This window comes from Achromobacter sp. RT286_PF, assembly GCF_059760425.1.
In genome coordinates, this window is the sequence record NZ_JCBAMR010000034.1 from 1 (window position 1) to 18,821 (window position 18,821).

Here is an 18,821-nt window from a genome sequence, read left to right on the forward strand (position 1 = left end):
GCCGGTGGCCGGTGCCGTGCCGGTGCCAGTGGCAGGCGCAGCACCGGTGCCGGCGCCGGGCGCGGCGCCCTCCTGCGCCTTCGGCGCGACCTTCAGCCCCAGGTCGCGCTTGAGCTTGTCCGCCACGGGGGTGTCGGTCGCGGCCACGCCGCCCAGCGCCTTCAGCTTGACCACCACGTCCTGCCAGTTCAGGTGTTCATTGGCGTAGCGCCGCACATGCACCTGCGGCGCCCACAGGCCCACTTCGCCCACATACACCTGGCGCGCGATGGGTTCCAGTTCCAGACGCGTGACGGTCAACGCGCTCCAGGCGGCCAGCGTGTCGCCGTCGGTATCGCGCAGATCGAAGCGGCGCAGCGCCAGATCGCCCACCACACGTATCTTGGGCGGCGCGTCCTTGGGCTGTTCAAACACCACTTGCAGGTTCGAATCCAGCAGCGCGCTGTCCAGCTTGAACGGCAGCGGCATGGGCCACACGTCGGCCCACTTTTCAAGTTGCAGGCCATTGAACGCAACGCGCAAGGTGGAGGACGGCACCTTGTCGAACGGCCGCGCCACGCCCGTAAGGTCAAACGGGCTGCCGTTGATGCGCAGGTGCACGCGCGGCTGCACGTCGATATCCGTGGCATAGCCGAAGGTGGAAATGAACGGCACGCCCAGGCCCAGTTCGTCCACTACCTGTTTGCGCCCGGTGACCTTGTCGTCCAGCGTGATGGCGCCGCCCTCGATCACCATGTTGTTCAGCGAAAACCGGGGCAGACCGGTATCGGGCTTGGGCGGTTCTTCGGGCTGGGCGGCGGTTAATTGCGCGACGCGTTGCTGTATGTCAGAGAAATTGAATCGCGTGACGTCTTCGCGCACGATGGCGATGGTAGGCTGGCGCAGCGTCAGCCGATCCACGACGGGCGCGAACCAGAACAAGGAGCTCCACGCGGCGCTGACATCCATTTCAGCCAGCGCCAGAAGCGGCGTCTGCGAACCCGGTTGCGCCACGGCAAGGTCGCGTGCGCGGATGGTCAACGTGAACGGGTTGAAGGTGATCTTGCCGACGGAAACGTCGCGCCCAATCATCTTGGCCACGTCGTCCGTCAGCACGTTGTGCAGCACCTTTGGGACTTGCCAGGCGGCAATTGCGCAAAGGATCAGCACAACCGCCACTATGCCCAACAAGATTTTGCCGGCGCGCCGGGTGAACCGAAGCTTGGGGCGCCGCAAGGGCATCGCGAGTCTCCTGAGACGAGTTGATGGCGATTATCGCGCCCCGATTAGGGCTCGTCTATCATAGGCGGAACAGCGGCCTGCCCGGCCTGCCGGGACCGCCCTTTTCAAACATTAACAATTCTCGATCCCGATTCCCAATGTCATCTGCCACCCCCACCCTGAGCCACCTGGACGAAGCCGGCCAGGTCCGCATGGTCGACGTCATCGCCAAGACGGACACCGAACGCGTGGCCATTGCCGTGGCCAGCGTGCGCATGAATGCCGTGGCCTATGGCCTGTTGACGCAGCCGGGCAAGGGCAAGGGCGAAGTGCTCAACACCGCCCGCGTGGCCGCCGTGCTGGCCGCCAAGCGCTGCGCGGAACTGATCCCGCTTTGCCACAGCCTGCCGCTGGCGTTTGTGGGCGTGGACTTCTCGCTGGACGACGCCGCGCACCGCATCGACATCCAGGCCACCTGCCGCACCAGCTACAAGACCGGCGTGGAAATGGAAGCCATGATGGCGTGCAGCGTGGCCGCGCTGACCATCTACGACATGTGCAAGGCCGCCGACAAGGGCATCGTGGTTGAACAAGTTCGCCTTAAGTACAAGGCCGGAGGAAAAAGCGGTGAATGGCGCAACGATTAATCTTCTGTACTTCGCCCGCGTGGCGGAATTGGTCGGCAAGCGCGGTGAAGACTGGCCGCTGGACAGCGAGTCCACCGGCGCGCAATTGCTGGCCGCGCTGGGGGAACGCTACCCGCAGCTGGCGCCCGCCGCGCGCCTGAAACTGGCCATCAACCAAACCCATTCCAAACCCACGGCAACGATCCGGCCCGGCGACGAAGTGGCTGTGTTCGAACCCGTCACCGGAGGCTGAGAACGCCATGATCAGCGTCCAGGAAGCCGATTTCGACGCCGCCGCGCTGACGGCGGCGCTACGCGATAACGCCGGGTCCGGCGTGGGCGGCATTGTCACCTTCGTGGGCTATGTGCGCGACTACGCGCCCGACTCGCCCACCGACACGCTCTACCTGGAACACTACCCCGGCATGTGCGAGCGCGAGCTGGAAGCCATTGCCGACACCGCGCGCCAGCGCTGGAAGCTGGACGGCACCGTCATCGTGCACCGCGTGGGCGCGCTGTCGCGCAATGCGCAGATCGTGTTCGTGGCGGCGGCCAGCGCCCACCGGGGCGATGCCTTTCGCGGCTGCGAATACATCATCGACGCGCTCAAGACGCGCGCGCCGTTCTGGAAGCGCGAGACGCTGGCCGGCGGCAACAGCTTCTGGGTAGAACAACGCCAGGCCGACCAGGACCGCACCGACGCCTGGGATGAAGACACCGCCCCACCGAAGGAAAGCAAATGAGCGAAGAAATTCCTGTCTCGCTGGCCTGCGCCGTGCTGACGGTCAGCGACACCCGCAGCGCGGGCGACGACACCTCCGGCAATCTGCTTGCCCACAACCTGGCGCATGCGGGCCACCAGTGCGTGCGCCGCGACATCGTGCGCGACGACATCTACCAGATCCGCCGCGTGATCAGCGACTGGATTGCCGACCCCGAAGTGCAGGTCATCCTGACCTCCGGCGGCACGGGCTTTTCGCATCGCGATCACACGCCGGCTGCCATCCTGCCGCTGCTGGACCGCGAAATTCCCGGCTTTGGCGAATTGTTCCGGCAACTCTCGTACACCGAGATCGGCAGTTCAACGATCCAGTCGCGCGCGTTCGCGGGGTCGGCCAATCAGACGCTGATCTTCTGCTTGCCCGGTTCAAACAACGCCTGCGAAACGGCCTGGGCGCAGATACTGCGTGAACAGTTCGACAGCGCCCACCGCCCGTGCAATTTCGCCTCGCACTTCAAGCCTCAGAAAGAAGACCACTGACCCATGCTGGATTTTGATCACGCCCAGACCCTGCTGGCCAATGCGGCCGGGCCGCTGCAACGCCGCGAAGACATCGCCTTGACCGAGGCCGCCGGCCGCGTGCTGGCCACCGACCTGCAAGCCACGGTGGACATCCCCCCCGCCGACAACAGCGCCATGGACGGCTACGCCTTGCGCGTGGCCGATTGGCAAGCCGGCGCGCGCCTGCCGATCCAGCAACGCTGCTATGCCGGCGACGTGCCCGAACCGCTCAAGCCCGGCCACGCCATCCGCCTGTTCACCGGCAGCCTGATTCCCGACGGCGCCGATACCGTCGTCATGCAGGAAGACACGGTGGAAGCCGACAACCACGTGGAAATCTCGCGTGAGCCCGCGCCCGGCCAGCATATCCGCCGCCGGGGTGAAGACACGATGGCTGGCGCACCCTTGCTTGCGGCCGGCGCCATGCTGCAAGCCGCGCACGTGGCCTTGCTGGCCTCGCAGGGGCTTGCCACCGTGCCGGTGGTCGGCCAGCTGCGCGTGGGCATCCTGACCACGGGCGATGAACTCGTCCCGCCCGGCTCGCCCCGCGCCCCCGAACAGATCTACAACTCCAACGGCCCGATGCTGGCCGCGTTGGCGCGCGGCCTGGGCGCCGTGCCCGTGCACGTGCTGCACGCGCGCGACACCGAAGAAGACCTGCTGGCCGCGTTCAAGACGCTGCTGGCCGACTGCGATCTGGTATTGAGCGTGGGCGGCGTGTCGGTGGGCGAACGCGATCTGGTCAAGCCCGCGCTGGCCACCTTGGGCGGCGAGTTATCGCTATGGAAAGTGCGCATGAAACCGGGCAAGCCGGTGGCCTTGGCACAGATCAACGGCAAGCCCGTCGTCAGCCTGCCGGGCAACCCCGTGTCGGCCTACGCCGTGTTCGCCATGCTGGTGTCGCCGCTGGTGCGCCGCATGCAAGGCCGCGAAGAGATCTTCCCGCCCGTCAGCCTGCTGCCGCTGCGCACCGAGAATCCGCGCAAGGACGGACGCGAGGAATTCCTGCGGGTGCAGCGCCGTGTCGCCACCGAAGGCACCGCCGAATTGGTGCCCTACGGCCATCAAGGCTCGGGCGTGATCAGTTCGATGCCGTGGGCCACGGGCCTGGCGCGCCTGCCGGCCGACGTGCTGGTCAACGATGGCGACCGCGTGCCGTATTACGACTTGCGCCACTGGCTGGCGTAGCGCCGGGCGTTGGCCGGATCAGCGGCCCTGGCTGGCGTAGCGCTGGGCCTCGGCCAATTCTTCGGGCGTATTCACGTTCATGAAGGCATGCGGCGCGTCGTCAAAGCGCGCCGCCACGGCGCCCACGCGCGCCTGCCACAGACCGACTTTTCGATCGCCGCCGTGCAGGTAGGCGCGCAAGCCCGGCAGTAGCGATGGGCGCAGCGCCATGCAGGCCGAATGGCGCTGTTCGCCTGCCATTGCATAGGCCATGGGCGCCTGCGCGGATTGCGCGGCGTCGACCAGGCGCGCGGCCAGATCGGCGGGAAGAAACGGTGTGTCGCACGGCGCCACCACCACCCACTCCACATCCGCCACTGCGGCCACAGCGGCCAACCCCGCCGCGATGCCCAGCAGCGGACCCTGGTATTTTTCCAAGCCCGGTTCGTTATCCGCCACCACCGTGCCGTAGCGCGCATAGTGGTCAGCATGGCGGTTGGCGCTGATGATCAGCCGCGCCACTTGCGGCGCCAGCCGGCGCGCGACATGCGCCACCATGGGCTCACCGTTCAACAGCACCAGCCCCTTATCCTGATGGGCCATGCGCGAGCCCAGCCCGCCCGCCAGGATCAAGCCGGCGATGCAAGGGGCCAGCAACGACGCGTCACCCACCGATGTAGCTCATTTCGACTTTGCGGCCCGGGTCCGGCGTTGGGTCCGCCATGTTGCGGCCGCGCAGTTCGGAATAATTGTCGGCGCGCCCGCCCCAGATGCCGGCCAGCATCGCGGCCAGTTCGGCGTCGGTGGCGCCATCGCGCAGCGGCGCGCGCAGGTCAAAGCCTTCGTGTGCGAACAGGCACAGAAACAGCTTGCCTTCCGGCGACAGGCGCGCGCGCGTACAGCCGCCGCAGAATGCGTGGGTGACGCTGGAAATCACGCCGATTTCGCCACCGCCGTCCAGATAGCGCCAGCGCTCGGCCACGCGCCCCATGTCGGCGGACTGCACCGGTTCCAGCGGGTAGGCCGCGCCGATGCGGTCCAGCACTTCCTGGCTGGGCACCACTTCAGACAGGTTCCAGCCGTTGGTGTTGCCCACGTCCATGTATTCGATAAAGCGCAGGATGTGCCCGCTGTGCCGGAAGCGTTCGGCCATGGGCAGGATCTGGCCGTCGTTCAGGCCGCGCCGCACCACCATGTTGACCTTGACCGGCGCCAAGCCCGCGTCCGCGGCGGCGTCGATGCCGCGCAGCACGTCGTCGGGCGTGAAGCCGCTGTCGCTCATATCCTGGAACATCGACGCGTCCAGCGCGTCCAGGCTGACAGTGACGCGGGTCAGCCCGGCGGCTTTCAGCGCGGCCGCCTTGCGCGCCAGCACGCTGCCGTTGGTGGTCAGCGTCAGGTCCAGCGGCTGGCCCGCCGGCGTGCGCAGCGCCGCCAATTGGCCGACCAGGTTTTCGATATGTTTTCGCAGCAGCGGTTCGCCGCCCGTCAGGCGGATCTTTTCCACGCCCAGTTGCGTAAAGATGCCGGCCAGGCGGCTGATTTCTTCAAACGACAACAGCGCCGAATGCGGCATGAAGGTATAGCTGGCGTCGAACACTTCGCGCGGCATGCAGTAGGTGCAGCGGAAGTTGCAGCGGTCCGTCACGGAAATGCGCAGGTCGCGCAGCGGACGCGCGCGCCGGTCCAGCGCGGGCTGGCCGTCGGCCGGAAGTTCGCCGGGCGCGGGCCAGGCCGAACGGTCGGACCGGCGGTCGGCAAGGAAAATCACTTTGCTCATGGGGCGATCATATATCGGCAAGCGGCGTCCCGGGCGGCGGCCCTAGGCGAAGGCCTCTTCCAGGGTTTGCAGGCGGCCGGTGTCCTTGGCGTCGTAACCCACCAGCTGCCCCACGTAGCCGACATAGTCGGCGCTGCGCATGATCGACAGCAGGTCTTGCATGGCGGGCGTTTCCAGTGACGACTTGCGGATGGCAAAGAAGTAGCGTTCGCGCACCAGCGGGATGAAGTCCAGCCCGAAACGGCAGGCGGCGGTTTCCACGCCCACGCCCGTGTCCGCCATGCCGCTGGCGATATGCGCGGCAATGGCCATATGGGTGAATTCGTTGGTTTCGTAGCCTTGGACTTCGCCAATCGACACGCCTGCGCGCTGAAGCATCAAGCTGACCAGGTAACGCGTGCTGGACCCGATCTGGCGGTTGACGAAGCGCACGTCCGGGCGCGCCAGGTCGGCCATGCCGCGTATCTGCTTGGGGTTGCCCGCCGTGACGAACAAGCCGGTGTTGCGCACGGCCAGATGGATCAGCAGGTATTCATCGGCGTGCAGCCACTGCGCGTAGCGTTCCATGATGGGCGCTTCAAAGTCGCCCAGCGGCACCTGGAAACCGGCCAGATCGCATTCGTGGCGCTCTAGCGAAGCCAGCGCCTCGATGGCGGTGCGATAGCGCAGTTCCAGCCCGGGCTTTCTGCCGCCCATGTGCTGCATCAGCGATTCCACCGCGAAGCCGTGGCTGGCGTGCAGCCGCAGATGCGGGCCGCTTTCGGGCAGCAGCTTTTCCAGTTCTTCCTGCAATTCCGACGCCATGCTGTCCAGCGTGGGCATCAGCCGCGCTTCGATGCGTCGGTTGGCCCACAGCAGGCGCTGCGCGAACGGCGCCAACTGCGTGCCCTGGCGCCGGTTCGTCACCAGCAGCTGCGTGCCAAATAGCGTTTCAAAGCGCCGCAGCACGCCCCAGGCATGGCGGTAAGACAGCCCGCATGCGCGGCACGCGCCGGTGATGTTGCCCGTGGCGTCGATGGCGGCCAACAGCGCCAGCATGTCCTGCAAGGGCAAAGGAGCCGTGTCGTCGCCCCCGCCCAAGGTCCATTGCGGCCGCAGCCCGATTCGGAACTTATACGTCATTTTTATATGTCATTTATTTCTTATTGAAGGCGTTCAAGTACGTGGTTAGAGTACACAAATAACGCGGCGGACTGGTTTTTATTATGTTTTTAAAAGCCTATTAATTGCCTGGGAATACCCGAACATCCGACCGCCACAACAGACCCCGTCAAGGGGCCCAGCAACACTGGAGGAGACCACCGTGCATCAGCGCGAGGCAACATCCGACTTGGCGTCCAGCGGCGGCGCCCGGGGCGGCCAATTGGCTCTAGACGCCGCCCAGGCGTCCACCACCCCCGCCATTGCCACCACCGCCCGCATCGTTGCGCGGCTGAAAGACCTGCCCGGCCCCTTGTTGCCGGTGCTGCATCAGGTGCAGCATGAACTGGGCTGTATCCCGGCCGAAGCGGTGCAAACCATCGCCGAGGCCCTGAACCTGTCCCGCGCCGAAGTCCACGGCGTCATCACGTTCTACCCGCACTTTCGCAGCCAGCCGGCCGCGCGCCACACGCTGGAAGTGTGCCGCGCCGAGTCCTGTCAGGCGATGGGCGGCGACCAGCTAGCCGCCCATGCCCGCGCGCATCTGGGCTGCGATTTTCATGCCCACACCGCCGACGGCAATTTCACGCTGGAACCCGTTTACTGCCTGGGGCTATGCGCGCAGTCGCCCGCCGTCATGATCGATGGCCGGCCGCATGCCCGCGTCACGCCCGAGAAGCTGGACCGCTTGTTGGCGCGCACGTTGGCCCAACCGCAGGAGACCACCCCATGAGCGCCCCCGTCGTCATCTACGTGCCGCGCGACGCGGCCGCGCTGGCCATGGACGCGGACGCCGTGGCGCGCGAGGTTGAACGCATCGCCGATGCGCGCGGCCTGGCCGTGCAGGTCGTGCGCAATGGGTCGCGTGGCTTGTTGTGGCTGGAACCGCTGGTGGAAGTGGCCACGCCCAACGGCCGCGTCGCCTACGGCCCCGTGGCGGTCGAGGACGTGGCCGGCTTGTTCGATGCCGGCTGGCTGACGCACCACGACAACGCCGCAGGCGCCGCCCCCGTACACCCGCTGTGCCTGGGCCTGACCGAAGACATCCCCTACCTGAAACAGCAAGAGCGCCTGACCTTCGCCCGCGTGGGCGTGATCGACCCCCTGTCCTTGCAGGACTACGCCGCGCACGGCGGCCTGGCGGGCCTGAAGCGGGCGCTGGCAATGGACCCGGCCGCCATCATCGACGAGATGGTCACCTCCGGCCTGCGCGGACGCGGCGGCGCGGCGTTTCCCACCGGCATCAAATGGAAAACGGTGGCGGGCACGCCCGGCGACCAGAAGTACATCGTGTGCAACGCCGACGAAGGCGACTCGGGCACCTTCGCCGACCGCCTGCTGATGGAGGGCGACCCCTATGTGCTGATCGAAGGCATGACGATTGCCGGGCTGGCCGTGGGCGCCACCTACGGCTACATCTACGTGCGCTCGGAATACCCGCACGCCATCGATACCCTGCAAGCCGCTATCGCCCGCGCGCGCAGCGTCGGCTGGCTGGGCGCCGACGTGCACGGCAGCGGACGCCGCTTCGACCTGGAAGTGCGCAAGGGCGCGGGCGCCTACATCTGCGGCGAAGAAACCTCGCTGCTGGAAAGCCTGGAAGGCAAGCGCGGCGTGGTGCGCGCCAAGCCGCCGCTGCCCGCGATCTCGGGCCTGTTCGGCAAGCCCACCGTCATCAACAACGTGATATCGCTGGCCACCGTGCCCATCATCCTGGCCAAGGGCGCCGCCTACTACCGCGATTACGGCGTGGGCCGCTCGCATGGCACCTTGCCGTTCCAACTGGCCGGCAACGTCAAGCAAGGCGGCCTGGTGGAAAAGGCGTTCGGCCTTAGCCTGCGTGACCTGCTCTACACCTTCGGCGGCGGCAGCGCCAGCGGCCGGCCGTTGCGCGCCGTGCAAGTGGGCGGCCCGCTGGGCGCCTATCTGCCCGAATCGCAATGGGACGTGCCGCTGGATTACGAAGCCTACATACAGATCTCGGCCATGATCGGCCACGGCGGGCTCGTCGCGTTTGACGACACCGTGGACATGGCGCGCATGGCTCGCTACGCCATGGAGTTCTGCGCGATTGAATCCTGCGGCAAGTGCACACCGTGCCGCATCGGTTCCACACGCGGCGTTGAAACCATCGACAAGATCGCGGCAGGCGGGGTCAGCCCCGCGCAGCGCGAACAACAGGTGCACCTGCTGCGTGACTTGTGCGACACGATGATGGGCGGTTCGCTGTGCGCGCTGGGGGGCATGGCGCCCTACCCCGTGCTTTCCGCGCTGAACCATTTTCCGCAGGACTTCGGCATCGAGTCCTCGCAGTCTGCCGCGCACGCGGCCTGAACCCGAGAGACGACCATGCTAGAGACCGTCATCAAGCGCGACCGCGACCTGGGCACCCCGGCGCGCGAGTCCGCCAACACCATTACCCTGACCATCGACGGCCAGGAAATCTGCGTGCCCGAGGGTACGTCGTTGATGCGCGCGGCCGCCGAGGCCGGCATCAACATCCCCAAGCTGTGCGCGACCGACAGCCTTGAACCCTTTGGGTCGTGCCGCCTTTGCCTGGTGCAGATCGAGGGCCGGCGCGGCTATCCCGCGTCTTGCACCACGCCGGCGGAAAACGGCATGGTGGTGGTCACCGAAACCCCCAAGCTGCACGAGCTGCGGCGCGGCGTGATGGAGCTGTACATCTCGGACCACCCGCTGGACTGCCTGACCTGCCCCGCCAACGGCGACTGCGAATTGCAGGACATGGCCGGCGTGGTGGGCCTGCGCAACGTGCGCTACGGCTATGACGGCGCCAACCACCTGGACGCCAAGGTCGACGATTCCAATCCCTACTTCAGCTACGACGCGTCCAAGTGCATCGTCTGCAACCGCTGCGTGCGCGCCTGCGAAGATACGCAAGGCACGTTTGCGTTGACGATCTCGGGCAAGGGGTTTGAATCGCGCGTGTCGCCCGGGCAGGACCAGCCGTTCCTGGATAGCGAATGCGTGTCCTGCGGCGCCTGCGTGCAGGCCTGTCCGACCTCTACGTTGCAGGAAAAGACCGTCATCATGATGGGTCAGGCCGAACACTCGGTCATCACCACCTGCGCGTACTGCGGCGTGGGCTGCGGTTTCAAGGCCGAGATGAAGGGGCAGGAAGTGGTGCGCATGGTGCCCTGGAAAGACGGGCAGGCCAACCGCGGCCACTCGTGCGTGAAGGGCCGCTTTGCATGGGGCTACGCCACGCACAAGGAACGCGTGCTCAAGCCCATGATCCGCAAGCACATCACCGATTCCTGGAAGGAAGTGTCCTGGGACGAGGCCATCAACTACGCGGCGTCGGAATTTCGCCGCATCCAAAGCCAGTACGGCCGCGACGCGGTCGGCGGCATCACGTCGTCGCGCTGCACCAACGAAGAAACCTGGCTGGTGCAAAAGCTGGTGCGCGCTGCCTTCGGGACCAACAACGTGGACACCTGCGCGCGCGTCTGCCATTCGCCCACCGGCTACGGCCTGAAGCAGACCCTGGGTGAATCGGCCGGCACGCAGACCTTTGATTCGGTCATGCACACCGACGTGGTCATCGTGATGGGCGCCAACCCCAGCAGCGGGCACCCGGTGTTTGCCTCGCGCTTGAAGCGCCGCCTGCGCCAGGGCGCGCGCCTGATCGTGATTGATCCGCGCCGCATCGAACTGGTCAGCTCGCCGCACATCAAGGCCGACTATCACTTGCAGGTACGGCCGGGCACCAACACGGCGCTGTTGTCGTCGCTGGCCCACGTGATCGCCACCGAAGGGCTGATCGACGAGGCCTTTGTGGCCGAACGCTGCGAAGCCAAGGCCTTCAACGAATGGCGCGACTTTGTATCGCTGCCCGAGAACTCGCCCGAGGCCATGGCCGAAATCACCGGCGTGCCGGCGCAAGCCGTGCGCGGCGCGGCGCGGCTGTTCGCCACCGGCGGCAACGGGTCCATCTACTACGGCCTGGGCGTGACCGAACACAGCCAAGGGTCCACCACCGTGATGGCCATTGCCAACCTGGCCATGGCCACCGGCAACATCGGCCGCGAGGGCGTGGGCGTGAACCCCTTGCGCGGCCAGAACAACGTGCAAGGCTCGTGCGACATGGGCTCGTTCCCGCACGAGTTGCCCGGCTATCGCCACATTTCCGACAACACCGTGCGCGCGCAATTCGAACGCGACTGGGGCGTGACGCTGCAACCGGAACCCGGCCTGCGCATTCCCAACATGTTCGAAGCGGCATTGGGCGGCTCGTTCAAGGGCCTGTACTGCCAGGGCGAAGACATCGTGCAGTCCGACCCCAACACGCAGCACGTGGCGGCCTCGCTGGCGGCCATGGAGTGCATCGTGGTGCAGGACCTGTTCCTGAACGAGACCGCCAAGTACGCGCACGTGTTCCTGCCGGGCTCGTCGTTCCTGGAAAAAGACGGCACCTTCACCAACGCCGAACGCCGCATCTCGCGCGTGCGCAAGGTGATGGAACCCAAGAACGGCAAGTCGGATTGGGAAGTGACGGTGGCGTTGTCCAACGCGTTGGGCTACCCCATGAACTACACGCACCCGCGCGAAATCATGGAGGAAATCGCGCGGCTGACGCCCACGTTCGCAGGCGTCAGCTACGACAAGCTGGACAAGCTGGGCAGCCTGCAATGGCCGTGCAATGACGATGCGCCGGACGGCACGCCCATCATGCACATCGACACGTTCGTGCGCGGCAAGGGCAAGTTCATGATTACCAAGTACGTGCCCACCGACGAACGCAGCACGCGCCGTTTCCCGCTGCTCTTGACCACGGGCCGCATCCTGTCGCAATACAACGTGGGCGCGCAGACACGGCGTACGCCCAACGTGATGTGGCATGGCGAGGATGTGCTGGAACTGCATCCGCAAGACGCCGAGGATCGGGGCGTGGCCGAAGGCGATTGGGTCGGCATCCAGAGCCGCGCCGGCGAAACGGTGCTGCGCGCCACGCTGACCGACCGGGTGCAGCCGGGCGTGGTATACACCACGTTCCACTTTCCCGAGTCAGGCGCCAACGTCGTCACGACGGACAGCTCGGACTGGGCGACCAACTGCCCCGAATACAAGGTCACGGCCGTGCAGGTGACGCGCGTGTCCCAGCCTTCGGAATGGCAACGCCAATGGTCGCGCTTTGCCGACATCCAGCAAAAGCTGCTGCGCGAGCGATCGCGCGAGAACGAAGCGGCGCTGACCGGGAAATGACCGCCTGCCAGCCACTGCCCCGGATGCCATGACTTCCCAGACAACGCCCCCGCCGCCCCGCCCCGACTGCACGCCGACCCAGGTCACGCGCGTGCGGGGCGGGACCATCGCCCCCGCCGCCGAATCGGATTTTGTTGCCGAGGAAACGCCGGTGGCGCTGGAATTCAATGGCATCAGCCACGCCACCATGCTGGCCACGCCGGCCGACCTGGAAGACTTTGCCGTGGGCTTTTCGCTGTCGGAAGGCATCATCGACAGCGTCAGCGATGTGCGCGGCATTGACGTGCTGCCGCAATGCGATGGCATCGTGGTGCAGGTGGAAATTTCCAGCGCTTGCGAAGTGCGCTTGAAAACGCGGCGGCGCGCCATGGCCGGACGCACCGGCTGCGGCCTGTGCGGCGTGGAAACCCTGCCGGAAGTGCTGCGGCCGGTGGCGCCCGTGACGAACGGGTCGGCCGTGCGCATCCGCGCGGTGCTGGCCGCCATGCGCGACATGCGCGCGCGCCAGGCGCTGCACGACATCACGGGCGCCACGCACGCGGCCGGCTGGGCGGGCAGCGACGGCGCCGTGGCGCTGCTGCGCGAAGACGTGGGCCGCCATAACGCGCTGGACAAGCTGATCGGTGCGTTGGCACGACAGGCGATGCACGGCGGTAACGGCATCGTGCTGGTGTCCAGCCGCGCCAGTTTTGAAATGGTGCAGAAGACGGCGGCGGCCGGGGTGGCCGTGCTGGCCGCGGTGTCCGCCCCCACGGCGCTGGCCATCCGTCTGGCGCAAGACGCCAACGTCAGCCTGGTGGGCTTTTTACGCGGCGACGACGCCACGCTGTATTCGCACCCCGAACGATTCATCGCCTGAAGCGCGGGTTAAAGCGCACCTTGAATCGCACCTTGAATCGCATCCTGAATCGCACTTGAACCGGACCCTGACTCGCAATGGAAATCGGCAACCTGATCCGCATGGCCAACCGCATCGGCCAGTTCTTTGACGCCATGCCGGACCGCCACGAAGCGCTGGAAGGCGTGGCCAACCATATCCACAAGTTCTGGGAACCGCGCATGCGCAACGAGCTGCTGGGCTTCCTGGCGGCCACCCCGGACGGCGATGCCGGCGACGAACAATTGCATCCGCTGGTGCTGGACGCGGTCACGCAGAACCGCCAGCGCCTGACGCCCGCGCCCCGCGTGAACTAGCCGGGCGCCACCGCTTTACCCGCAGTCAAAACAAAACATAGCGGCGATAAAGCCGCACCCATCGAGGAGACTACATGGAAAGCACCGCCACCTTGGACCTGCCCGGCGCTAAGCCGGGCTTTTTTGACAAAGAACGCACCATCGCCGGGCCGGGTTTCTCGCGCTGGCTGGTGCCGCCGGCCGCCCTGGCCATCCACCTGTGCATCGGCATGGCCTATGGCTTTTCGGTGTTCTGGCTGCCGCTGTCCAAAGTGGTGGGCGGCGCCAAGCCGCTGGCCTGCCCGGCCGACATGAGCCTGGTGGCCGAGTTGTTCACCACCAGCTGCGACTGGAAAATTTCAACCATGGGGTGGATGTACACCCTGTTCTTCGTGCTGCTGGGGTGCTCGGCCGCGCTATGGGGCGGCTGGCTGGAACGCGCCGGCCCGCGCAAGGCGGGCGTGGTGTCGGCTGTGTGCTGGTGCGGCGGCCTGGTCATTTCCGCCATCGGCGTGTACCTGCATCAGATGTGGATGCTGTGGTTGGGCTCGGGAGTCATCGGCGGCATCGGGCTGGGGCTGGGGTATATCTCGCCCGTCAGCACGCTGATCAAATGGTTTCCCGACCGGCGCGGCATGGCCACCGGCATGGCCATCATGGGCTTTGGCGGCGGCGCGATGATCGGCGCCCCGTTGGCCGACTTGCTGATGCGCCACTTTGCCACGCCGACCTCGCCGGGCGTGTGGCAAACGTTTCTGACCATGGCCGTGGTGTATTTCGTGTTCATGATGTCGGGTGCGTTGGGTTACCGCGTGCCGCCCACGGGCTGGAAGCCGCAAGGGTGGACCGCCCCGGCCAAGCATGCCAACAACGCCATGATCACCAAGGGGCACGTGCACGTGAAGCGCGTCTGGGGCGTGCCGCAGTTCTGGCTGGTGTGGCTGGTGCTGTGCCTGAACGTCACGGCCGGCATCGGCATTCTGGGCATGGCGTCGCCGCTGTTGCAGGAGGTGTTCGGCGGCGGGCTGATCAACAAGCCGGAACTGGGCTTTGGCCAGCTGGACAAGGATCAACTGGCCGCCATCGCCGCCATTGCGGCCGGTTTCACGGGCCTGCTCAGCCTGTTCAACATCGGCGGCCGCTTCTTCTGGGCCAGCCTGTCGGACAAGCTGGGCCGCAAGATGACGTATCTGATCTTCTTCGTGCTGGGCTTCGTGTTGTACGCCGCCATTCCCTGGACGGCCCACATCGGCGCGCTGGCGCTGTTCGTGGCCGCGTTCTGCGTGATCCTGTCCATGTACGGCGGCGGCTTCGCCACCGTACCGGCGTATCTGGCGGACCTGTTCGGCACGCAGATGGTGGGCGCCATTCACGGTCGCCTGCTGACGGCGTGGTCGGCGGCCGGTATCTTCGGCCCGGTGCTGGTGAACTATATCCGCGAGTACCAGCTGTCGATCGGCGTGCCGCGCGCGCAGGTGTACGACATCACGATGTACATCCTGGCGGGCATGCTGGTGCTGGGCTTCCTGTGCAATCTGGCGATACGACCGGTCAATCCGAAGTACTTCATGTCGGATGACGAGCTGGCGCATGAAAAAGCGCTGGCGCACGAGCGCGCGGCCGCCGCCGAAACGCACGGCGTGGGCGCGTCCACGTTCCGCACACCCGCCGTGCTGGTGCTGTTTGCCTGGGCCTGCGTGGGCATCCCGCTGGCCTGGGGCATCTGGATCACGTTGCAAAAGGCGGTGGTCCTTTTCCACTGATGCGTGTTGCGCGCGGCGGCCGGCGTGCCGCGCGCCCGCCCCGGGGCGCGAAGCTGCTACATTGGCAGCCCGCGCCCTATCTTTTTTTATTGGTCCCCATGATCCTTACCCCTTCCCCCGTCCTTGCTGGAGCGACACATTGAGCGCCCCCGAATTGCACTGGGTTGAAAACGATGTCCCCCATTCCGCCCGCTGGCGCTCTGAAACCGGCGCAACGCCGCCCAAGCGCGTGGTGGTGGTGGACGACAAACTGACCGCCGACATGGCGTACCGCCAAGCGTGCGAAGGCGTGGGCCTGCTGTGGCGCGGAGATTTCCAGAACGCCCGCCAGCTGCTGCTGGCCATGACGCGGCGCGTGGACAAGCGCCCGCGCAAGCCGGTCGAGACCATGCTGGAAGCGTTCAACCAGCATCGCCAGATCCAATCGCAGCGCGCCCGCATCCTGGGCATGCTGCTGATTCCGTTTGACGCCGGCCACGGCATTTCGCTGCGCCGCGCGCCCGATGCGCGCCAGGCCTGCGAAGAAGCGCACGGCCCGGCCGACGAGCCTTATGTGGCGTCGCTGCGCGAGCTGCTGGGCCTGATCGGCGCGTTTGAATGGCGCAAGAAGGGCGTTGAGATCCCCGCTTTGAACAACCGCATCCATCCGCACTACGGCGTGTTCTCGCCGCTGCGTGGCGAGTATGTGGATCTGGTGGCGAATACGCCGATGCCGCGCGGTAGCGTGGCGTTCGATATCGGCACAGGCACCGGCGTGCTGGCGGCCGTGATTGCACGCCGAGGCGGCAAGCGCGTCATCGCCACCGACCAGGACCCGCGCGCGTTGGCGTGCGCCCGCGAAAACCTGGAACGACTGGGCCTGGACAAACAGGTCGACGTGGTTGACGCCGACCTGTTCCCCGAAGGCCGAGTGTCGCTGGTGGTCTGCAACCCGCCGTGGTTGCCGGCGCGCCCCAGCTCGCCGGTGGAGCAGGCCGTGTACGACCCCGACAGCCGCATGCTGCGCGGCTTTTTGAACGGGCTGCCGGCGCACCTGACGCCCAACGGCGAAGGCTGGCTGATCCTGTCTGACCTGGCCGAGCACCTGGGCCTGCGCACGCGCGAACAGCTGCTTGAAATGATCGACACGGCCGGCCTGCGCGTCATCGAACGCCTGGACACCCGCCCCACGCACGCCCGCGCCAAAGACCCCAGCGACCCGCTGTACGCCGCGCGCTCAAAGGAAGTCACCTCGCTGTGGAGATTGGGCGCCGCCGCCTGATCGCGAAGGCCCCGACGCCTGCGGCGCGGGGCACCCCTCCCGCCGCCGGGCCGCCCCCAAGGCGGGAGACGCCCCCTCGGGGGGCAGCAAGCGCGCGTAGCGTGCGCCGCGTGGGGGCATTCCCTCTCCGCTTTCGCTATGCTTTTCCCGCCGCCACGTTCACGCTGATTGCGATGATGAACACGTTGAAGAAGAACGCGATCACGCTGTGCATCAACGCCATGCGGCGCACGCGGCGGTTGACGATCTGCACGTCTGACACCTGGAACGTCATGCCCAGCACCAACGCAAAATACGCAAAGTCCCAGTAGTCCGGTTCCTGCGTGCCGGGAAAATCCAGGCCCTTGTGCGCGCCGGTCCGATGGCCGTAGTAGCCATGCGCATAGTGCAGCGCAAAAATCATGTTCATGTAGAGCCACGACAGCACGATGGTCGCGCCCGCCGCCAGGATATCCAGTGCGCCGCCCGAGCTGCTTTCGCCGTGCAGTTCGACCCACAGCGCCATCAAGACCATGCAGGACAAGGCCACGCTGCTCCAGAGCACGCCGAAACGGCCCACGTCCTGCTGTCTGGCCTGCACGCGCATTGAGGCGGGGCTGGCCTTGCCGAACACCCGCGCCGTCAGCACCAGGAACACCAGCGCGGCGGCATCGAAGCCCAGCAACAGCGCCAGGCTGACTGAACGCCCCCACGCGTACGCGCCGCCGCCCACCGCGAGGAACAGCATGCCGCACAACATCAGGCGTCGATGCGCGTGGAAAAAGGGCAGGCGCTCAACTGAGGCGCTGTGGCCGTCGTTCGGCTTGGCGTGGTCGGGCTTGGCTTCGCCCGGCTCTGCGTCGCCCGGCTCTGCGTCGTCCGGCTCACCGTGGTCCCGATCGGTATCGCCCCGGTCCGCTTCGTCGGGCTGCGCCGTCCGAACCTTTTGTTCGCCGTCCTTTGGTTCTTCAATCCGAGGTTTGGTCGTACTCGGTTGGGTCATGGGGGCTCCTGCGCTAGGCAAGCGCCTACGCTAACCGATCGCCAACAAACCCACCAGCGCGCCGCCAAACAACAGCCATAGCGGGTGAATGCGCGTGGTGCTGCCCAGTACCGCCACGACGGTGGTGATGGCGGCCAGCAGCCACGAGTGCACGGACGCCTCGGTGATCAGCGCCGCACTGGCCGCGACCAACCCCACCGTCATGGGAAAAATACCCGCCTGGATCACGCCCCGCCATGGGCGGTCCTTGAAGCGTTCCCACAAGCCCAGCGCCACGATGGTGATCAGCGACGACGGGCCGAACTTGGCGATGGTGGTGACCAACATGCCCCACCAACCGGCCACATGCCAGCCCACCAGCGTGACCACCATCAGGTTCGGCCCCGGCGCGGCCTGCCCCAGCGCGAACAGCGCCGAAAAGTCGGCCGCCGTCATCCAGCCGTGCACGTCCACGACCTGGCGCTGCATCTCGGGCAGGATCGTGTTGCCGCCGCCGAACGCCAGCACCGATAGCTGGGAAAAGATCAGGGCCAGGGCAATCAGTGTGTGGATCATCGACGTTGCCTCCAGACCAGCAGGATGCTCAACGGCGTCAACACCGCCATGGTCGGCAACAGCGGAATGCGCAGCACCGCCACGGCCACGAAGCACAGCGTTGCCACCACGCCCGCCAGCCAGTCGCGGCGCTTGATGACGGGCACGCCGATCTTGACCGCCATCGAAATCAGCAGCCCCGCCGCCGCCGCGGCCAGGCCGGCGAACAGGTGCTGGATATGCGGATCGTTCTGAAAGCGGTCGTACACCATGCCCAACAAAATGACGATGGCCGACGGTGCAAGAATCAGCCCCATCAAGGCGGCGAACGCGCCACGCGGCCCGCGAAACTTCATGCCCAGCGCCACCGACAGGTTGATGATGTTGCCGCCGGGCAGAAACTGGCACAGCCCCAGCAGGTCGGTGAATTCGGGGCCGCTCAACCAGCCGTGCTTTTCAACGACCATGCGGCGCGCCAGGGGCAACGCGCCGCCGAAAGCGGTCAGGCCAAGCATCAGGAAACCGGTGAACAATTGCCCGCAAGTGGGCGGCGGCCGCGTGGCGGCGTCGGGGGTCAAGGGTGCTGCATTCATAGGGTCGTAAGCCGGGGCAAGGCCGGCGGGGCAAGGGCTGGCGCGTCGTTCACACCACGCGAAACGCGCGCGGCGACAGCGGAAAACCAAGGCT

At 66.5% G+C, this 18,821-nt stretch carries 19 protein-coding genes; 12 read left to right on the top strand and 7 right to left on the bottom strand.

Going from position 1 to position 18,821, the window contains the following annotated elements; genetic code table 11:
- A partial coding sequence (locus AC6LJY_RS21915) for an AsmA family protein (protein WP_498136758.1) occupies nt 1–1,221 on the bottom strand: 1,221 nt, incomplete at its 3' end.
- A gap of 137 nt (nt 1,222–1,358) precedes the next feature.
- On the opposite strand from AC6LJY_RS21915, the gene moaC reads away from it, so the two are divergent.
- Genes moaC through AC6LJY_RS21940 form a run of 5 tightly spaced genes read left to right on the top strand, consistent with a single transcriptional unit; the run spans nt 1,359 to nt 4,296 of the window.
- Nucleotides 1,359–1,847 carry a cyclic pyranopterin monophosphate synthase MoaC gene (gene moaC / locus AC6LJY_RS21920; protein WP_046805227.1) on the top strand — a complete coding sequence of 163 codons (489 nt, stop codon included), beginning with the start codon at nt 1,359–1,361 and terminating at the stop codon, nt 1,845–1,847.
- The gene (locus AC6LJY_RS21925; RefSeq protein WP_104145566.1) at nt 1,828–2,079 is read left to right on the top strand and encodes a MoaD/ThiS family protein; all 252 of its coding nucleotides are present in this window, start codon (nt 1,828–1,830) and stop codon (nt 2,077–2,079) included. Before moaC ends, AC6LJY_RS21925 begins: the two co-directional genes overlap by 20 nt.
- 7 nt (nt 2,080–2,086) lie before the next feature.
- Nucleotides 2,087–2,569: a molybdenum cofactor biosynthesis protein MoaE gene (locus tag AC6LJY_RS21930; RefSeq protein WP_314365055.1), complete on the top strand. Its 483-nt coding sequence runs from the start codon at nt 2,087–2,089 to the stop codon at nt 2,567–2,569.
- Complete coding sequence (gene moaB, locus AC6LJY_RS21935) at nt 2,566–3,087, top strand: molybdenum cofactor biosynthesis protein B (RefSeq protein WP_120156757.1); 522 nt, start codon at nt 2,566–2,568, stop codon at nt 3,085–3,087. The genes AC6LJY_RS21930 and moaB overlap by 4 nt, the downstream gene beginning before the upstream one ends.
- A gap of 3 nt (nt 3,088–3,090) precedes the next feature.
- Nucleotides 3,091–4,296: a molybdopterin molybdotransferase MoeA gene (locus AC6LJY_RS21940; protein WP_046805223.1), complete on the top strand. Its 1,206-nt coding sequence runs from the start codon at nt 3,091–3,093 to the stop codon at nt 4,294–4,296.
- An 18-nt stretch (nt 4,297–4,314) separates the two neighbouring features.
- On the opposite strand, the gene mobA is transcribed toward AC6LJY_RS21940, so the two are convergent.
- Genes mobA through AC6LJY_RS21955 form a run of 3 tightly spaced genes read right to left on the bottom strand, consistent with a single transcriptional unit; the run spans nt 4,315 to nt 7,177 of the window.
- Nucleotides 4,315–4,947, bottom strand: a complete 633-nt coding sequence (mobA, locus tag AC6LJY_RS21945; protein ID WP_498136759.1) for a molybdenum cofactor guanylyltransferase MobA — start codon at nt 4,945–4,947, stop codon at nt 4,315–4,317.
- A complete protein-coding gene (moaA, locus tag AC6LJY_RS21950; protein WP_046805222.1) occupies nt 4,940–6,055 on the bottom strand; it encodes a GTP 3',8-cyclase MoaA in 1,116 nt (371 codons plus the stop codon). Before moaA ends, mobA begins: the two co-directional genes overlap by 8 nt.
- 42 nt (nt 6,056–6,097) lie before the next feature.
- Nucleotides 6,098–7,177, bottom strand: coding sequence for a substrate-binding domain-containing protein (locus AC6LJY_RS21955; protein ID WP_498136760.1), 1,080 nt, complete (start codon nt 7,175–7,177; stop codon nt 6,098–6,100).
- A 181-nt stretch (nt 7,178–7,358) separates the two neighbouring features.
- On the opposite strand from AC6LJY_RS21955, the gene AC6LJY_RS21960 reads away from it, so the two are divergent.
- From AC6LJY_RS21960 to AC6LJY_RS21990, 7 genes are all read left to right on the top strand, one after another.
- Entirely contained in the window at nt 7,359–7,928 is a 570-nt protein-coding gene (locus tag AC6LJY_RS21960) for a formate dehydrogenase subunit gamma (protein ID WP_314365046.1), read from the top strand.
- Nucleotides 7,925–9,529: a formate dehydrogenase beta subunit gene (locus AC6LJY_RS21965; protein WP_498136761.1), complete on the top strand. Its 1,605-nt coding sequence runs from the start codon at nt 7,925–7,927 to the stop codon at nt 9,527–9,529. The genes AC6LJY_RS21960 and AC6LJY_RS21965 overlap by 4 nt, the downstream gene beginning before the upstream one ends.
- Before the next feature lie 15 nt (nt 9,530–9,544).
- Complete coding sequence (gene fdhF / locus AC6LJY_RS21970; protein ID WP_498136762.1) at nt 9,545–12,421, top strand: formate dehydrogenase subunit alpha; 2,877 nt, start codon at nt 9,545–9,547, stop codon at nt 12,419–12,421.
- 28 nt (nt 12,422–12,449) lie between these two features.
- Nucleotides 12,450–13,280 (top strand): formate dehydrogenase accessory sulfurtransferase FdhD, encoded by an 831-nt coding sequence (gene fdhD / locus AC6LJY_RS21975; RefSeq protein WP_498136763.1) that lies wholly within the window; start codon nt 12,450–12,452, stop codon nt 13,278–13,280.
- Nucleotides 13,281–13,357: 77 nt separating this feature from the next.
- Entirely contained in the window at nt 13,358–13,615 is a 258-nt protein-coding gene (locus tag AC6LJY_RS21980) for a formate dehydrogenase subunit delta (RefSeq protein WP_046805217.1), read from the top strand.
- A 74-nt stretch (nt 13,616–13,689) separates the two neighbouring features.
- Nucleotides 13,690–15,357, top strand: coding sequence for an OFA family MFS transporter (locus AC6LJY_RS21985; RefSeq protein ID WP_046805216.1), 1,668 nt, complete (start codon nt 13,690–13,692; stop codon nt 15,355–15,357).
- Nucleotides 15,358–15,496: 139 nt separating this feature from the next.
- The gene (locus tag AC6LJY_RS21990) at nt 15,497–16,618 is read left to right on the top strand and encodes a methyltransferase (RefSeq protein ID WP_046805215.1); all 1,122 of its coding nucleotides are present in this window, start codon (nt 15,497–15,499) and stop codon (nt 16,616–16,618) included.
- 136 nt (nt 16,619–16,754) lie between these two features.
- Here AC6LJY_RS21990 and AC6LJY_RS21995 read toward each other — a convergent pair whose 3' ends face one another.
- From AC6LJY_RS21995 to AC6LJY_RS22005, 3 genes are read right to left on the bottom strand one after another with little or no spacing between them, the layout of a single operon-like run.
- On the bottom strand, nt 16,755–17,600 hold the full coding sequence (locus AC6LJY_RS21995) for a DUF1345 domain-containing protein (protein WP_498136764.1): 846 nt from the start codon (nt 17,598–17,600) through the stop codon (nt 16,755–16,757).
- A gap of 30 nt (nt 17,601–17,630) precedes the next feature.
- Nucleotides 17,631–18,155 (bottom strand): chromate transporter, encoded by a 525-nt coding sequence (locus AC6LJY_RS22000; protein WP_046805214.1) that lies wholly within the window; start codon nt 18,153–18,155, stop codon nt 17,631–17,633.
- Nucleotides 18,152–18,727: a chromate transporter gene (locus AC6LJY_RS22005; protein ID WP_219990934.1), complete on the bottom strand. Its 576-nt coding sequence runs from the start codon at nt 18,725–18,727 to the stop codon at nt 18,152–18,154. Before AC6LJY_RS22005 ends, AC6LJY_RS22000 begins: the two co-directional genes overlap by 4 nt.
- Between the last annotated feature and the right edge of the window lie 94 nt (nt 18,728–18,821).

Coding starts and splice junctions, on each gene's coding strand:
- moaC (WP_046805227.1), top strand. CDS start 1,359: ATGTCATCTGCCACCCCCACCCTGAGCCACCTGGACGAAGCCGGCCAG.
- AC6LJY_RS21930 (WP_314365055.1), top strand. CDS start 2,087: ATGATCAGCGTCCAGGAAGCCGATTTCGACGCCGCCGCGCTGACGGCG.
- moaB (WP_120156757.1), top strand. CDS start 2,566: ATGAGCGAAGAAATTCCTGTCTCGCTGGCCTGCGCCGTGCTGACGGTC.
- AC6LJY_RS21940 (WP_046805223.1), top strand. CDS start 3,091: ATGCTGGATTTTGATCACGCCCAGACCCTGCTGGCCAATGCGGCCGGG.
- moaA (WP_046805222.1), bottom strand. CDS start 6,055: ATGAGCAAAGTGATTTTCCTTGCCGACCGCCGGTCCGACCGTTCGGCC.
- AC6LJY_RS21955 (WP_498136760.1), bottom strand. CDS start 7,177: ATGACGTATAAGTTCCGAATCGGGCTGCGGCCGCAATGGACCTTGGGC.
- AC6LJY_RS21965 (WP_498136761.1), top strand. CDS start 7,925: ATGAGCGCCCCCGTCGTCATCTACGTGCCGCGCGACGCGGCCGCGCTG.
- fdhF (WP_498136762.1), top strand. CDS start 9,545: ATGCTAGAGACCGTCATCAAGCGCGACCGCGACCTGGGCACCCCGGCG.
- fdhD (WP_498136763.1), top strand. CDS start 12,450: ATGACTTCCCAGACAACGCCCCCGCCGCCCCGCCCCGACTGCACGCCG.
- AC6LJY_RS21980 (WP_046805217.1), top strand. CDS start 13,358: ATGGAAATCGGCAACCTGATCCGCATGGCCAACCGCATCGGCCAGTTC.
- AC6LJY_RS21985 (WP_046805216.1), top strand. CDS start 13,690: ATGGAAAGCACCGCCACCTTGGACCTGCCCGGCGCTAAGCCGGGCTTT.
- AC6LJY_RS21995 (WP_498136764.1), bottom strand. CDS start 17,600: ATGACCCAACCGAGTACGACCAAACCTCGGATTGAAGAACCAAAGGAC.
- AC6LJY_RS22000 (WP_046805214.1), bottom strand. CDS start 18,155: ATGATCCACACACTGATTGCCCTGGCCCTGATCTTTTCCCAGCTATCG.
- AC6LJY_RS22005 (WP_219990934.1), bottom strand. CDS start 18,727: ATGAATGCAGCACCCTTGACCCCCGACGCCGCCACGCGGCCGCCGCCC.